This is a genomic window from Agaribacterium haliotis (assembly GCF_002312815.1).
In the GTDB taxonomy this organism is placed as follows: Bacteria; Pseudomonadota; Gammaproteobacteria; order Pseudomonadales; family Cellvibrionaceae; genus Agaribacterium; species Agaribacterium haliotis.
The window spans coordinates 166993-182683 of the sequence record NZ_NKQJ01000011.1; the positions used below are offsets into that span (position 1 = coordinate 166993).

15 protein-coding genes are annotated in these 15691 nt (G+C 50.5%); 8 read left to right on the forward strand and 7 right to left on the reverse strand.

Annotation, left to right across the window (positions count from 1 at the left end; genetic code table 11):
* Positions 1-144 precede the first annotated feature (144 nt).
* Positions 145-579, reverse strand: a complete 435-nt coding sequence (locus CFK45_RS13860; RefSeq protein ID WP_096087040.1) for a type 2 periplasmic-binding domain-containing protein — start codon at positions 577-579, stop codon at positions 145-147.
* Positions 580-593: 14 nt separating this feature from the next.
* Positions 594-1871, reverse strand: a complete 1278-nt coding sequence (locus tag CFK45_RS13865; protein WP_143247596.1) for a hypothetical protein — start codon at positions 1869-1871, stop codon at positions 594-596.
* Between the two features lie 353 nt (positions 1872-2224).
* Here CFK45_RS13865 and CFK45_RS13870 point away from each other — a divergent pair, with 353 nt between their 5' ends.
* From CFK45_RS13870 to CFK45_RS13890, 6 genes are all read left to right on the forward strand, one after another.
* Entirely contained in the window at positions 2225-3076 is an 852-nt protein-coding gene (locus tag CFK45_RS13870; protein WP_096087042.1) for a hypothetical protein, read from the forward strand.
* Positions 3077-3094: 18 nt separating this feature from the next.
* The gene (locus tag CFK45_RS13875; RefSeq protein ID WP_158224711.1) at positions 3095-4429 is read left to right on the forward strand and encodes a TonB family protein; all 1335 of its coding nucleotides are present in this window, start codon (positions 3095-3097) and stop codon (positions 4427-4429) included.
* A gap of 150 nt (positions 4430-4579) precedes the next feature.
* Complete coding sequence (locus CFK45_RS18505) at positions 4580-4753, forward strand: hypothetical protein (protein ID WP_158224712.1); 174 nt, start codon at positions 4580-4582, stop codon at positions 4751-4753.
* A gap of 155 nt (positions 4754-4908) precedes the next feature.
* Positions 4909-6060: an N-acetylglucosamine-6-phosphate deacetylase gene (gene nagA, locus CFK45_RS13880; RefSeq protein ID WP_096087087.1), complete on the forward strand. Its 1152-nt coding sequence runs from the start codon at positions 4909-4911 to the stop codon at positions 6058-6060.
* A 98-nt stretch (positions 6061-6158) separates the two neighbouring features.
* Positions 6159-7073 (forward strand): glucosamine kinase nucleotide-binding domain-containing protein, encoded by a 915-nt coding sequence (locus CFK45_RS13885; protein WP_096087044.1) that lies wholly within the window; start codon positions 6159-6161, stop codon positions 7071-7073.
* Between the two features lie 47 nt (positions 7074-7120).
* Positions 7121-7939 carry a phospholipase A gene (locus tag CFK45_RS13890; protein WP_096087045.1) on the forward strand — a complete coding sequence of 273 codons (819 nt, stop codon included), beginning with the start codon at positions 7121-7123 and terminating at the stop codon, positions 7937-7939.
* A 31-nt stretch (positions 7940-7970) separates the two neighbouring features.
* Here CFK45_RS13890 and CFK45_RS13895 read toward each other — a convergent pair whose 3' ends face one another.
* Positions 7971-9239 (reverse strand): BamA/TamA family outer membrane protein, encoded by a 1269-nt coding sequence (locus CFK45_RS13895; RefSeq protein WP_096087046.1) that lies wholly within the window; start codon positions 9237-9239, stop codon positions 7971-7973.
* The gene (locus tag CFK45_RS13900; protein ID WP_096087047.1) at positions 9239-10255 is read right to left on the reverse strand and encodes an AraC family transcriptional regulator; all 1017 of its coding nucleotides are present in this window, start codon (positions 10253-10255) and stop codon (positions 9239-9241) included. Before CFK45_RS13900 ends, CFK45_RS13895 begins: the two co-directional genes overlap by 1 nt.
* Before the next feature lie 133 nt (positions 10256-10388).
* Between CFK45_RS13900 and lpxC the strand changes: the two genes are divergently transcribed.
* A complete protein-coding gene (gene lpxC, locus CFK45_RS13905; protein WP_096087048.1) occupies positions 10389-11333 on the forward strand; it encodes a UDP-3-O-acyl-N-acetylglucosamine deacetylase in 945 nt (314 codons plus the stop codon).
* Between the two features lie 75 nt (positions 11334-11408).
* On the opposite strand, the gene CFK45_RS13910 is transcribed toward lpxC, so the two are convergent.
* On the reverse strand, positions 11409-12071 hold the full coding sequence (locus CFK45_RS13910; protein ID WP_096087049.1) for an outer membrane beta-barrel protein: 663 nt from the start codon (positions 12069-12071) through the stop codon (positions 11409-11411).
* A 119-nt stretch (positions 12072-12190) separates the two neighbouring features.
* Here CFK45_RS13910 and nhaD point away from each other — a divergent pair, with 119 nt between their 5' ends.
* On the forward strand, positions 12191-13618 hold the full coding sequence (gene nhaD, locus CFK45_RS13915; protein WP_239923691.1) for a sodium:proton antiporter NhaD: 1428 nt from the start codon (positions 12191-12193) through the stop codon (positions 13616-13618).
* Positions 13619-13634: 16 nt separating this feature from the next.
* Here nhaD and CFK45_RS13920 read toward each other — a convergent pair whose 3' ends face one another.
* Positions 13635-14885 carry a GAF domain-containing sensor histidine kinase gene (locus CFK45_RS13920; RefSeq protein ID WP_096087050.1) on the reverse strand — a complete coding sequence of 417 codons (1251 nt, stop codon included), beginning with the start codon at positions 14883-14885 and terminating at the stop codon, positions 13635-13637.
* 24 nt (positions 14886-14909) lie between these two features.
* Positions 14910-15686, reverse strand: a complete 777-nt coding sequence (locus CFK45_RS13925; RefSeq protein WP_096087051.1) for a protein kinase family protein — start codon at positions 15684-15686, stop codon at positions 14910-14912.
* Positions 15687-15691 lie beyond the last annotated feature (5 nt).

Consider the following 15691-nt stretch of genomic DNA (forward strand, 5'->3'; position numbering starts at 1 on the left):
CCTGTTTAAACCTGGCGCGCAAAAAATAAATTGGGCTTTGGGTATTTGCCTGGGCGGGCTTAGCTATCGTTCGGCAAACTAAGAGGTAAAAAAGAGGCAAAAAAAAGCCCGCACTAGGCGGGCTTGGGAACAACTGACGTTGTATTAAAACAGGTAGACAACATGCACGCTGTCGTCGACATTTACGTCTTCGATATAACCAATTGCTGAAGGGTTTTCAGCAACGGCTTTGAGCATGGCTGCATCGCCGTCGACAACCTTTGGCGGTTCACCTTGGCCGGTAAACATTTGTTTTGCCCAGTAGCTACGAAGCTTCTGCGGGCTTTTCTTCAGTACAGTTTGATTAAATGCTGCACGCAACAAAGAATCTTCACCTTGGTCAAGCGGTACCGCTTTGCGGCCACTGGGGAAGGCTTTAGTTTTACCTAAAAAGATATGTGCAACATCATTGCGGTCGAGCGTATCGGTATTGCTTGGGTGCACAATTACTGCGATGCCCGCGTGGGCACTAAAGGCAACCAAAGTAGCTAAGATAAGCAGGCTTCGGGTGGCACTTTTTATTACTTTATCTAGTTTCATTCCTGCCACCTTATTTAGAAGATTACGTCAAAGCCCATGGAAAGTACGTCAACACCCTGAGTTTTGCCTTCGCTAGCGACAAACAGAGAGCCGCTGTCATCAGTACGTGCACTGTATTCAACTTTAAAGTCAGCACTTGGGTGGAAATCCCAGCGCAAGCCATAAGTCCACGTGCTTGCAGCAACATACAATTCATCGTTGTCGATTGGCTTGCCGTTGAGTGGGTTAATAATTGCTAACTCCAGAGTGTTCTGTGAGTAGGTGATGTGCGGGGTAAAGTCACCAAAGATCCAACCGGCACTAATCATCGCTGAGTCGAGTGCGGTCATACCTCTGTCCCAGGTACGCGGGTCAACCGGGTTAATAACATCGGTGACTGGCGTAGTACTGAAGTAGGCGTCGTCGTCGTGGAAACCACCGGCAGTACCCTCGACCAGAGCAAAGAAGTTACCTAGAGTAAGGTGCGCAGAAAGTGAGCCGAAGTAGCCAGGTTGCTCATTGCTTTTATCTGTCAGAGTTCCCCTAACATAGAAGTCACCCTGAACATAGGAGGCGCGAAGGCGAAGGTAGTCGTTACTCGCCTCAAGTAAACCGCCGGTCAGTGAGTCGGTTGAGGAGTCACCAAAGCGGCTCAGCGGGTTATATGCGGAGCCGGTGTAAATACGGCCCTGAGCTGACCATGAGCCAAAACTGGCGCGCTGGGTCAGGCTGACACCTTCAAAGGTGTTTTGCGTATTTGCATAAACGTCGATCGGTGGGCGAATCCAGTGGTAGGCATAACCTACGTCAAAGAAGTCACTGTAGTAATACAGCGGCAGGCGTTGACGACCGGCTTGCAAAGTCGTGTTTGGCGTAAAGTCGTAAGTCAGATAAGCCGATTCGAGCTCTGCCTGGAAGTCTTTAGAGCCGCGGCCAGTCAGCTGGGCGGTAAAGCTTAACCCATTGTTCAGGTCGCTTTTGATCTGCAGGCCATAGTTGCTGTCTGGTGTGAAGCTAAGCTGATCAGAATAGGCCGCTTTGCGGTTAACTGAAGTGGTACTTGCGCCAGCTTGGTTGGTTGGGTCGAGGTCACCCTCACAGGTAGTGCCTGGCTCACCGACGGCTAGGCCAATATAGCCGGGGTCGGCAGCAAACATCGCTTTACAGCCGAAAGGCAGGGTTTCTTGGTTGAGGGCAATACCACCGACAACGGAGGCAAAACCATTAAAGGTCGTTTCTGCGGCTATTGCCGACAGAGAAGCACTGCTGATCGCAGCGCCAAGCAAAGTCTTTTGCAGAAGCTTCGGGCTCATCATTTGTTCCAATTAAATTGATTTCCGTCCGCGTAAGCGGGGTCTAGCTTGGCCGAAGGGGCGAAATGCCGAAGATGATCCGTGTAGTAGGTGCCGAGGAGGGCTGCTTTGCTTCCTTACCAATACTTCAATGTATGGACAAGCGCGCGCATAATAACATTGGTTTAAAAATGATCAATAAAAATTTTTAGCGTCATTTCCGTAAATACTGCCATTTGAGTATAAAAATCAAACGTATGTTTCTATTTGTGAATAAGCGCAAAAATTGGAACGGTTTATGTCTGTACAAAAAATAGTCTTGTGGTATTGTGCGCCACCTCAAGATCCATCCCATCAGCCCCCCGGAGACCTCGATGTTGCGCCCACTGGCCAAGGCCCTGCCCCTTCTTTTTACTTTTTTTGCTGTTGTGCAAGCGCCTGCCGCTGTTGCACAGAGTGAAAAGGAACTGCAGAAATTAGAACGGAGTTTAGTTTCTAAGCGTGAACAGCAGCAGCAAAACAGCACTCGCCTGAAGCAGTTGAACAAACAACTGAGCGAGGCAGAAAAAAACCTAGAACGTGTAGAAACTCAGATGTTGCGCGTATTTGATTTGGCTGAGAAGGATGCTTCAGCAGAGAACGTCAAAGCTGCAACTGATACCGCCGTGCTCTATAACCGTGCAAATGACCGTGTGCAAACGCTCGTTTCGGAGCGCGATCAGCTTAAAGCTGTGGAAGCGAAACTGGCGGTAGAGCTGCCAGTGCTCGATCAGCAGTACCGCTCAATGATGGCGAACTATCGCTCGGGAGCTAAAACAACGGTTAAGAAAAGCTCGGCATCCAAAGCCAGCAAAGCGATGGTAAGCGGTCAGTGGCCCTACCTAAACGAGGGCTCTCAAGAACAAATTCAGTGGGCATCGTCGCGCCTCGCCGGTTTAGTTGGCCAAAAGGCGCTCGGCAATCAAGGTAAAGCGCCACTTAAAAAAGTTGAGTTAGTTGCTAAAGAGAGCTTCGGCAAAGTTGAAATGGACTACCTCGGCGACAAACTTTACACCGTTAAGGTCAAGGTTAAGGCTGGTCACCAGTTGTTTGAGCTGTTTAACAAAGAGCACTGGCACAGCATCCCGAAAGAGGATGACGGTGAGCTTTACCGCTTTGTGTTTGACGTAAATTCATTGAGTCAGCCAAAGCTGTTTGTATTTAAGGAAGCCCTGATCGAAGAGTAATAGAGCATGTTAAGTTGTATGAATCGTCTATTGCTAATCGTTTTTAGCTTGCTTGCAGGCAGCGCCCACGCGGCAATGCTCAACGGCTTAAGTACTTACCAAAACTTGGGTAAAGATCAGTTTATCGCCGCGCTTTATACTGATGCGCCTGTGTCCGAGCCATCGTCACTGTTAAGCAGCGATGCCGCCGCACGAATGGAAATGCGTATAGTTGCACCGCGCATTACGCAGCGCCGTTTTATGTCGCGCCTGATTGAAAACTTAACGGTGAACAGCGAGGCGGCAGCCCTAAATGCCCAGGTTGAAGCCTTGGGCAACTTGGGTAAAAGCCTGAAGTCGTCTTTAAAAACCGGTGACCGGCTGGTTGTTGATTATCGCCCCGCCGAGGGCACGGTGATTAAATTAAACGGCACTGAGCTGTTGAGTTTGCGATCGGATGAGTTTTTTCGCCTGTTGTTGGCGACCTGGGTTGGCGATGTGCCGCTGAGTTCAGATTTCCGTGCGGCCATGCTTGCAGCGGGAAATGTCGACGAAGTTTTGCTGGCTCGTTATCAGGGGGTGGCGCCAAGCGATGCCCGCAAAAGCGCCGTGGCCGCGTGGCAGCAACCGGCAGTAGAAAGTGTTGTTGAGGCGCAAACTGCGGCGCCGGCCAAAGCCGCAAGCGCAAGCGCAAGCTCAGCAGCTGCGGCCAAGCCTGTTGCCAAGCTTGCTTCAAGCAGTACTTCAGCGCTTGCCGCCAAGGTTGAAAGCAGCGATGCGGCTGTGAAAGCCAAGCCAGTTGTAAGCGCGCCGCCGAGCAGTGTTGAGACAAAAGCTCAGCCAGCTAAAACCGCGGCACCGGCTGCTGCAACAGCTACCAGTGCGGAAAAAATTGATCAGCTTTACACGGCGGATGACTCAAAAAGCCCAACACAGGAAGCGGTGGCAGCGCAAAGCGAAGCGGATACTCAGTTGGCAGAAGCCAAACCTGCAGAGCCGGCGCCCGTGCAAAGTGCAGAACTTGAAGCAGAGCAAGACGCAGACGACGATGTTGCCCTGGTGCTCGACGAGCGCACAATCAAGCTTCGCCAAGATTATTACCGCTCGCTTACAGAGCAGGTGCTGAAATATCAGACCTTGCCGCGCCAGGCGTTCCAGCGCCGAATTGAAGGTGAAGTTCGCTTAGAAGTAAGCATTGACCGCAGTGGTTATATCACCGATGTGAAAATCACCAAAGAAAGTGCTCACACGATGTTTAATAAACAAGCGCTCAAGGCCGTTGAGAAAGCGTCGCCGTTCCCCGCGATACCCGAGGGTATTGTAGGCCGCGAGTTTAGCTTTTCTGTACCGCTAGCTTACGAGCTGCCCTATTAACGGTGTGCTATTTGCGCCAGCGACAGTGAGTGTTTAGCTGGCGCAAATCTGCTGCTTTTTTTTCAATAAACATAGGAGTACTATTGCTTCGGCTAAGCTTGTTGTTGGTCGACAAGCTCTCTAGGAGGAGAGCGCGCTCAGGGGGTGAGCATGAAGCAATGGATGCCTTTTTTTGCCAGTATTGCCGGTCTTTTTCGGCCGCCTTGGCTTTACTTTGTTCTTATCTTTATCGCCTTGTGTCTGTTATTAGGCGAGTTACTTTCCAGTTATCACACGCAGTATTTGTCTTTTGATATTAAAGCTAGTGCCGATGCTTTAGTTTAGATTCTGCGTGCGCCAGGCAAGCATGCCCGGCTAGCTTAGGGGTATGCCTGCCGGCTAAAAAAGCGGCGGCTTTCACATATCTTCTGTTCTTCGCCTTTACAGTGCAGTTGGATGCTGTAAATTGCGTGTTATTACACATTTATTTTGATTTCTTTATGCTTCAAGCCCTGCTAAACGCTCGCATCCATCAGCGCAACGGAAGTTGGCTCGACGGCCCTGCGCTGTTGCTAAACGGCAAGCATATCGAAGCGCTTGTCGATTATTCAGCAATTCCAGCGGCGGCTAAACGCATCGATTTAGCCGGTAACTTTCTTGTTCCGGGCTTTTTTGATACGCAAGTGAATGGCGGTGCTGGTGTTTTATTTAATGACGAGCTAAGTAGCCCGGGCCTAAATAAAATAGCCGAAGCTCATTTGCGCTACGGTACAACGGCGATGTTGCCGACGCTTATTAGCGATGAGCTCAGCGCTGTTGCCAAGGCTATCGAAGCGGTTGAAGAAAATATGGCCGAGCAGCAGAGCTCTGTTGTCGGTATTCATTTAGAAGGCCCTTTTTTAAATAGTGAGCGCCGCGGTGTGCACAAGGCCGATTATTTTTGTGCGCTCAATGAAGGTTCAGTTGAACTGTGCAGCTCGTTAAGCACAGGCGCTACTTTAATTACCCTGGCCCCTGAAAAAAACAGCAGTGCATGCATAAGAGCGTTGGTTGAGCGCGGTGTGGTGGTCGCGGTCGGTCACAGCGCTGCGACCTACGACCAGGTTTGCGATGCACTTGCATGTGGGGTATCGAGTTTTACTCATTTATTTAATGCGATGAGTCCACTGACAAGCCGCGAGCCCGGTGTGGTTGGCGCTGCTCTCGAGCACAAGCATGCCTGGGTTGGCATTATCGCCGATGGCCACCACGTACACGAAGCCGCTTTACGCCTGGCGCTGGCTTGTAAAAGCAAAGGCAAGGTCGTATTGGTCACGGATGCTATGCCAAGTGTCGGCGCTGAAGATAAGCACTTCAAACTATACGGCGAAGACATTTCCGTTGAGGCTGGGCGCTGCCTCACAAAAAATGGAACCCTGGCCGGTTCCGATTTAGATATGCTCAGTGCAGTAAGATTCTGCGTAGATAAACTTCAGCTTGATTTGAGCGAAGCGATTAATATGGCCAGTTTGTATCCGGCTGAAATGATGGCGCTCGATGACAAACTGGGTTCCATTGAGCCGGGCAAAGAGGCTTCACTGTTGGAGCTAAATAAAAACCTGGATTTGCAGCAGCTCTGGCTAAAAGGCCGGAGAACACGTTTTATTGTTTAGGGCCCAGAACTTTGGTCTTAATTCCGACAAGTGTGTTTGTTTGGTGGTTAAGGAGCTCGGTGCTTTTTGACTATCTGTTTTAGCAAAAGGAAAAGAAAATGAGCTTAAACAAAGGTCCTTTTTTTGTTGGTGTCGATGGCGGTGGCAGCAAATGCCGGGCGATAGTTACCGATGCCAATAACAACGTGCTTGGCAGGGGCATTGCCGGGCCTGCCAATATTCATCAAAACTGGGATCAGGCGATCAACGCCATTCACGATGCAGTGGATTTTGCCTGTGCAGAAGCCGAGTTGAGTGACCAGAGCCAATTGATTGTGGGCATGGGCTTGGCGGGCATGAATATGCCTCGAGCTGCTGAACAGATGAAAAGCTGGGTGCACCCGTGGCTGCATATGTTTGTGACCACGGATTTACATATTGCCTGCCTAGCGGCGCACGACGATCAAAACGGTGCGGTGATTGTACTCGGTACCGGTTCGTGTGCTTTTTCCCTGAAGGATGGTCGCCAGCAGAGCTGGGGTGGTTATGGTTTCCCTTTTGGCGATCAGGCGAGTGGAGCCTGGTTTGGCATGCGTGCCATTCAGCAAGTTTTGTTGGCTTTAGATGGCCTGGCGCCGTCGGGGGAGCTGGTTGCGCGCGTTCAGCACAAACTCGGTGTGCACAGTGCAACGGAGTTGGCCGATCTTATGGGGGCGGCAAGGCAGAGCCATGTCGCTCTGTTGGCGCCACTGGTATTTGATGCTGCCGATCACGGCGATGTTCAGGCCCTGGCACTATTGGACGAAGCGCAGGACTATGTAAAACGCTTGCTCGCTATACTGGAAAAAAATAATGCCTGTTCTGTTGCCCTGGTTGGCAGTGTTGCCGAGCGCTTGCGCAACTACTTAAGTATCGATCTGCAGCGCAAACTGCACAAATCAAAACTGGCACCCGAGTTTGGCGCTTTGAGTTATGCTCACGCCTGCATTGATGAGTTGCCGCAACTGCCGCGTTCAGGTTTTGCCGGCAATTAAGTGTGTGATTTTTACTTGTACAGATAAATAAAAAATAAGAGAAGTAAATGTTAATAAAAAAATATTGCCTGGTTGTGCTGCTTTTTATATCTCCGGCGCTGTGGGCTCTCGATGCGCCCAGCTCCGATCAGCAGCAACTTGAAGGCGAAAAAAAACGCTCAGCAAAAGTCAAAGATTCCATCGTTGGCAGCAATAAAGAGCAAGACTTCTCTTTGTATAGATTAAACTATGCAATTCTCAATGATGAGGATTTAATGCTGCAGTACAGCTTTAAGTACCGCATTATTGATGAGCTCTACCTCGCTTATACCAACTTGGTATTGTGGGATATTTATCACGAGCACCTGCCGGCGGAAGATAACAACTTTATGCCGGAGGCCTTTTATCGGCTGATGCTGGATAAGGGGCCGCTGGTTTCAGTTGACGCTGGCTGGTTTCACCGCAGCAATGGTGAGCAAGGTGAAGTGAGCCGGGCTTGGGATCGATGGCAAGTTCGTTTTAATACCATGTTTGAGCCCGGCGGCAAGCAGCTGTTGTGGACAAGCACAGTATTCAGTGATTTGAAAAAAAGCAAAAATAATAAAGATATCAACGACTATATTGGCCCGTGGGAAATGAACTTCACCTTGCGCAACGCCATCGACTGGAAAAACAACGAGTTGGATATCGGCTTTAAGTTAGTGCCCGGTGACGGCTGGCTGGATTTTGAGCGCGGCCAGCGTGTGATTGGTTTGCACTACCGGCAACCGTTTAAAGCATTTAAACCGACAATTTTTGCGCAGTACTTTTGGGGCTACAGTGAAGTTATTCGCTACTACAACCGAGAGCGCGAGGCGTTTCGCCTCGGTTTGAGTTTTCATTATTAGCGCATTTAGCCCGGCGAGTAGCATTCACGCGTTACCAGGGGTAGGCGGCGCTTAGATACAGGCCCCAACTGTGATCGCTCTTGGCCACATCCATGCGCCCAACAGAGCCTTGCAGATTGGCGCGCAGCCCAACCCCGGCGGACCACTGCATATCCCGGTGCAGCTCGATTAAATCGTAGCGCTTGTTGACGCGCCCGAGCTCAGCGAAGGTGGCCCACTGCAAATCAAAGTGCGGTACAAAATCTGGCAGCGGCAGCAGATTGATCGGGTTGTGTTTAAATGTGTAGCGGTGTTCCAGGCCGTAATAAATGGCCGACCTGTCGTGATAGCGGCGATAAGGCATTGCCCGCAACCTGTCGTAGCCGCCGAGACTTGGCTGTTCAAATTCTGGTGGGCGGCCGCCAGAGCTCCAGCTAGTGACATCGGCGCTGTAAAAATTCATCGCTAAAACTCTGTCTTTGGCCCAGCTGCTTGGGCCGAGTGGCCAGTACTTGCTCATATCGAGTTCGATTTTAGTCCACGAGCCAGAGCTGTCGAATTTGCCAGAATCGCGGCTTAAGGTTAGCTTGTGATTGGAGCCCATGCTCGGCTGGGCACTCCAATTGCGGTTGTCATACTGGGCGGATATGCGCACGCCGCTGCTGTGTTTGTTATAGCTGGAGTTATATTGGTCATCAAAGCGCTGGCGATGAGCAAACAGTTCGGTGCCGATAAAAAAACGCCCGGAACGCTTGGGGTTAAAAAAGCTGCCACCTGCTGCAGTTTCTTTTACCAGTTGGCCTTTGTAGGTGTGAAACTCGTGAATGCCACTGCTCTCCCCGTCGCCCCATGGCAGCACATAATAAAATTTCAAATTAAAGTAGGCATCTTCGCCAGTTGATTCGACATAATTTTTATTGCTGCTGTCATTGCTGCCGGCGACCTCATCGCTGAAATTGGGGTTGCCGTCGCGAAATACTTTAACATCGTGGCGCCAACCCCAGTGCAAACTGCTGTCGAGAAACAAGCGCTCAAGCAGTTGGCTTTGGTAGCTGTAAAACCACAGCCCTCTCGAGCCGCTTTTACTGGTATAGGCGGAAACAAAAAAACTTTCCTGAGGCTGGCGAAAACCGCTTATATAAGCCCCCGCACCGATAGCTAAATCTAAATAGTCTGAATAATAAAGGCCCGGTGCGGCAAACCAGCTTTTGCCATCGTCGTCTTCATCTTCGCTGACTACTGTGTTGTCGGCTAAACAAGCGCTACTAAAAATACAAAAAACCAGGGTTAGTACCCCGAGGGTGAAACTAGAATCGGTCATTAAGCGCTTTGGGGCAGTGATTTTTGATATTGGCTTGGGGTCTGTTCGTACCAGCGCTTAAATGCTCGGGTGAAGCTAGCTTGTTCAGAAAAGCCGAGTAAATAGGTAATTTCTGTCAGGCTTAAGCTGCTCGTTTCGATGTAGTGGCGGCTCAGTTTTTTACGCAGCTCGTTTAGCACAGATGAAAAGGTCTGCTGCTCGGCCTCTAGTTTGCGCTGTAAGGTGCGCGGGCTCATATGCAGTTTGGCGGCAATATCATTTTCACTGACTTCACCGGAGGGCAAAGCTTCGATCAGGGCGTGTTGCAGGGCTGGCAAGATTTGGCTTTTGTCTAACTGGCTTAAATACTTGAGCGCGACGTTGTCGTTCATTTGTGCGAGTTCGTCGTTGCCGGTGGCGATGCTGCGGTGCATATCAAAGTGGCTAATTAACCAGTCGCTTTGTTCGGCATCGCAAACAATATTGCAGCCAAAGCGATTTTCAAGCTCTTGAGTCGCAGGCGTGCGCGGGTACTTAAAGTTGACTTCAAGAGGAGTAAAATCATCGCCGAGCAACATGCGGCACATTTTTAAACAGGTCATTTGCGAAGCTTCGTAAGCCAGCGGGTGAGCTTTAATGCCCTGTGCTGCATCGAGTAGGCCGAGGCGGAAACGATAATTACTGGCTTCGCTGTAGACACGAATATCGAGCGCGTCGTTTAGCAGGCGGCAGTAGCGCGCCAGGCGCTGGAAGGCTTCTAACAACGAAGTTGAGGCGAGCCAGGCAAAGCCAAGTGCGTGAAAGGTGGTTGGGTTCCAGCGCTCACCAACCTTGATACCGAACATGTCGTCACCGGTTAGCTCATAGGCTTTGCCCCACAGGGCAATCATACTTTCCATTTTATAGCGGGCCATGTTCTGGCTCAGCATGCCTGCGTCCATCGACAGCTGATCAAACACAGCTTTGGGGTTGTGGCCCCGTTCTTTAAGTTCCTGCCAGATTAACAGGGCCCAGGAAGACAGCGTACTCGGCTGCATGGTCTTGCTCCACCTTGATCAAGAACTCCATTTTCGCCGATAGGCAGCTGGGGTCAAGCGCGTGGCGTTCAGAAACAATTCAGGCTTGCTGTTGCCTAATAAGCTAGGGCCTGCTTTCTGAGTGGAGACTGTTATGAGCAGCACGTATTTTGATACCGGTTTAAGTTTTTATCAGCACACCCTGGCCGATTCTTTTCACTGTCTTGGCAGGGGGCTGCACAGCGGCATGAAAGTCTCCATGACCGTACAGCCGGGCGATGAAAACAGCGGCTATATTTTTCGCCGGCGCGATGTGTTGCACGGCAATGCCGAGGTGGTTGCGCGCTGGTTCAGCGTCGGTGAAACAACTTTGTCGACGACTATTATCAACAAGCTCGGTGTTCGGGTCAGCACCATCGAACATTTATTGGCCGCGCTGCGCGGCTGTGGTGTGGACAACGCCTATATCACACTCGACGGTCCGGAAGTGCCGATCCTCGATGGCAGTTCCCTGCCTTTTGTGCGCCAGATTCGCCAGGTAGGGTTAACAAAACAAACCGTTGAGCGCCGGGCACTGGTTGTGCAAAAGCCGGTGCAGGTTGCCGACGGCAATGCCAGCGTCAGTTTAAAACCTTCGGCTTTGCCGCGAGTTCGGGTGGATATTGACTTTGATGATCGCGCGATAGGTTCGCAGAGCAAACAAGTCGTTGTTGCCGGGCGTCTGTTTGAGCAGAAGTTAGCCGGTGCCAGAACTTTTGGTTTTCAAGATGATGTGCAGGCTTTGCAAAAGCTCGGGTATGCCCGCGGCGGTTCCCTGCAAAATTCCGTGCTGGTTGATGAGGGCAAGGTCTTGAACGAGGGTGGTTTGCGTTTTGACGATGAGTTTGTGCGTCACAAATGCTTGGATGCCGTTGGCGATATGGCCCTGGCCGGGCCTCACCTGCTGGCAAGTTACCACGGGCAGCGCTCGGGGCACCGCTTAAACAACCTGGTACTGCGTTCACTTATGGCCGAGCACGGCGCGGCGGAAAATCTGAGCATGCGCGAAGCGATGCAGTGGTGGCAAGACAGAACAGGCTCTCACCAGGCCTTTCACTAGGGCTGCTAAACAGCTGTAAAAGAAGCGGCGCTGCGGGCCGCTTCTTTTGTGTTTAGGCTGAAATTTGGCGCTAGCTTAATAGCTCCAGCCCAGCTCAAAACGGCTAGTTGGAAATTTAACGTAACTGTCTTCAGCCTTGTTCAGGTCGAGATAGCGCTCTCCGTAGAGGATGCGGGCAAAGTAGCGGCTGCCGAGATCAAAACGAAAACCCGCGTTCCAGCCTAGGTGCCAGGCGGTTTCGGTATAGGTATTCTGATAGCCTTGGCACATCCAGCCCCAGATAGGGTCCCACCAGCAGCCAATATTCGGATCGCCCTTGGGAATATTACTATCTAAGAAGTCCCAGCCCACGGTCGCGCCAATAAAGGGCGCCCAGGACTTGCCTGTTGTTAAATAATAATCAGCGCCGAGGTCGAGGCGGATGGAGTCGAGGCGACTGCGTATTTTTTCGGGGGTCGGTATACCGTCTTTGTCGTAGATACGCGTTCCGCTGTAATCCTGATGATTCCAAATAACATCAAAACGTGTGCTGAGCTGATCGCTCCAGCTGTAACCAAAGGCCAGGCCAAAACCGTGATTGCCTTCGATGGCTGCGTCCGTGTTATTTTCAAAATCGATGTCGGTGCTGTAATCCCACGGCACAACAAAGGCAAAATCAATATTATTGAGCTGGCGGTTGTTGGCGTGGCTGGCTGCACTTAGAACTAAGGCAAGCGAAAGAGCGAGAAGCTGGCGCATAAATACATCCTGAATAGGGGCCGAGTTTTTTCGCGGCCAGTATAAAGCAAAGTTTGACGGTCTACACTTAAAGCAGGATGAAACTTAGCGAATAAAAGCAACAATATAGGGGCCTAAGCTTGCTGCGCCTTAGTGCAATTTTCTTACTGATATTTAGCTGTATTCCTGCTTTTGCACTGGATGTGTCGGCGCCGAGTAATGCGCAGGTGGCGATGTGCCAGAGCTGGGTGGGCGCCGCTTCACTGCTGGTGTTTGCTCTGGCTTATCTGTGTGTCGTGTTTGAAGAGAAACTTCACCTGCGCAAGTCTAAACCGGTGTTGCTTGCCGCGGGGCTTATCTGGTTTTTTATTTCACTGGCTTGTTATAACAGTGGCGCTCAAGACCAGGTGCGCGAAGCCCTGCGCCATAATTTCCTTGAATACGCGGAGTTGTTTTTTTTCCTGCTGGTGGCAATGACCTATATCAACGCCATGCTTGAGCGCGGAGTCTTTGACCGCCTGCGGGATTGGTTGGTGTACAAGGGTTTTAGTTATCGCTCTTTATTTTGGACAACCGGTGCGCTGGCGTTTGTGATTTCTCCGATTGCCGATAATCTGACGACGGCTTTAATTATGTGTGCGGTAGTGATTGCGGTGGGCAAAGAAGAGCCCCGGTTTATCGGCATTGCCTGCGTGAACATCGTTGTTGCGGCCAATGCTGGCGGCGCTTTCAGCCCCTTTGGTGATATTACTACGCTGATGGTTTGGCAAGATGGCGTGCTTGACTTCTTTACCTTTATGAAGCTTTTTTTCCCGTCTTTGGTGAACTTTCTTGTGCCGGCAACCATTATGCAGTTTTTTGTCAGTAAAGGTTTCCCGCCGCCTAAACTCGGCGATTTAAGTGAAATAAAAAATGGCGGCCTTGTCATCGTATTGCTGTTTTTGGCAACCATTGTTACCGCGGTGGGTTTTCATTCCGTGCTTCACCTGCCGCCCGTGTTTGGCATGATGACAGGGCTCGCCTATTTAAAGCTCTACGGCTATTACTTGCGTGAAAGCAGTCATGGCCGCCACAGCATTGATCGCAGTGACCAGCCAACTGAGCACCGCGTGAAAGATGATTTTGATGTGTTTGATAAAATTGCCAAGGCCGAGTGGGATACCCTGTTTTTTTTCTATGGGGTAATTTTAGCGGTGGGCGGCCTCGGTTTTATCGGTTACTTAAATATGAGCTCTGCCTACATGTACGGTGAGCTAGGGCCTACTTATGCAAATATACTGGTGGGCTTTTTATCTGCCATTGTGGATAACATTCCGGTCATGTATGCGGTGTTAAGCATGGAGCCGGCAATGGGTGAGTTTCAGTGGCTTCTGGTAACTTTGACTGCCGGTGTCGGCGGCTCGTTATTAAGTGTCGGTTCTGCGGCTGGTGTTGCGCTGATGGGGCAGGCTCGTGGAGCCTATACCTTTTTTACCCACTTGCGTTGGAGCCCGGTTATTTTGCTTGGCTATTTTGCCAGTATTGCCGTGCACTTTATGCTAAACGGTCAGTGGTCAGCTCCGCTGTAAATGGGCTATTCAATGCTTACAGTGCGGCAATAAAAAATCGAGCCTGAAAGTTTTTACTTGTCTCTATAAGTTCCAGCTCCGCGCCGTGTGCTTCAATAATTGTGCGTACAATATCGAGTCCAAAGCCGGTTGAGCTCGGTGTTTGTGAGTGAAGATCTTCGGTGTGATCGGGGCGTATTGAATTGCTTAAACTAAACTCGCAGCCTTTGTTTTTTTCGACAAGGTGCAACTCAATACGGCTGTTAGCGGGGCTGTATTTTACTGCGTTATTTAATAGGTTGATAAGGGCCTGAAGCATACGTTGTTTATCGATGTATAAATGTAGCTCTGGGCTGCAAAGGCTTACAATTTCTTTATTGCTTGGCTCTTTGCCTAGCATAAAACTATCTATACAAAACTGGCAGAATGACTCAGCATCAATTCTTCTTTTGTTGAGTTTTATTTTTCCGCAATTGAGCGCAGCGCAATCGAGAATGCTGTGCACCAGCTCCGTTGCATTCTCCGTTGCTTGGTCAATCTTTTCGATAAGGCTCAGCACGCGCTTTTTGTCGCTGTCAGCTTGCTCTAGTTTTTTGTGCGCCAATTTACTTAAGCCGCTGATAGAACCGAGCGGGTCGCGTAAATCGTGACTGACAAAACCAACAAAATTCTGTAAGCGCTGGTTCAATTGCAGTAGCTGCTGCTCTTTTTCGCGCAGCAGCAAGTAGTTGCCGATGGCGTGAGCGAGTTGGCGAATATAGTTTCTTTCCTGTTCACTAAAGCCGTGGAGGCGGGCTTTGGTTGAACTGAAGTTCAGCGTGCCAAATAGACGTTCGCGAACAAATATTGGCGCGCTGAGATAGGCTTCAAGTTTGAGGTTCTCGTAGACGGGGTGGCCGCGCATAAAATCCAGTTTGCCGACTTCAGGAAAACCAAGCACGTCTTGAGTTTCGTAAACATGGCGGCAGTAGGTATCTTTTAGCGCAAAGACCTGGCCGGCTTTTAGTTCTTTTACAGGGCTGACAACGTCGCAAATAATGTAGTCGCCATTGTTTTGAATTTGGCTGACGATACCGGTTTCCAGGGAAAAAATTTCTATGCCTGAAAGCAAGTATTCGCGGATTAGTTCATCAAAACTGTCGTAGTGACTGGCGGTTAACAAAAAAACGCGACTGATGTTGTCGAGCATGGCCTCAAGTCTTTGTTTTTCACTGAGGTCCAGATCCAGGCTCTGGTAGTGTTGATTGTCTATAAAAGCCGGGTAGTTAAGTGCCTTGCATCCATTCATGGTGTTTATATCCTTATTTACTCGCTAGAGTTTGCCGCGCTCGAGCAGCAACTGACTCAGCAGTTGCCAGTAGTGGGCGAGCCAGAAAATAAGTTTATCGAGCAGGTCTCCGTGGCGCTGTTCGTGTTTGCTCGGCTGTAGCTGAGCTTCGATAAAGCGCTGATCAAAATCACCGAGGCCTAAACCTGCGTATTCCCACTCCAGTAGCAATAAACCTTTGTCTGTTTCGAGAATATTGCCCGGCCACAGGCCGTGGTGGCTGAGTACTGGGCCTGTCTGCTCGGCAAACCACGGCTCTGCACTTTCGATAAATTCACCAAAAGCACTTTGTTGCAACTGGGTGTCGCTGCACTTTAGTTGTTGCAGTTGGCTGAACATATGGCGCAACTGATCGAGGTAGTTAAACGCTGCGCTGCAGTCGAGTTGTTGCATGTGTTCAATCACGTCGAGTAGACGTTTGCGCTGGCTCGGTTGGTTGAGATCGCGCGCACTCCAGTTGCGGCCGCTCTCGTAAGCAAATACCGCAAAAGCTTGCTCGTCGCGCCTAAAGTGAAGGGTGGGGCACAGCCCCGCTTCGCTGGCCAAGCGCAAGACGTGTAGCTCTCTGACCCTATCTACGCCGAGACGGGCGCTGAGCAGGTTTTCTATGCGCAGGGCGTAAAGCTGATCACCGCTTTGAATAATGTAGCTGTGATTGAGTACGCTGTTGCCGAGCTGTTTGATTGCCAGAGGTTGCTCTTCGAGCGGCAGCGGCCAGCTTTGCCAGTGGCTCAGAATCTCAGACAGTCGGGTAGTGGGCATGGTTG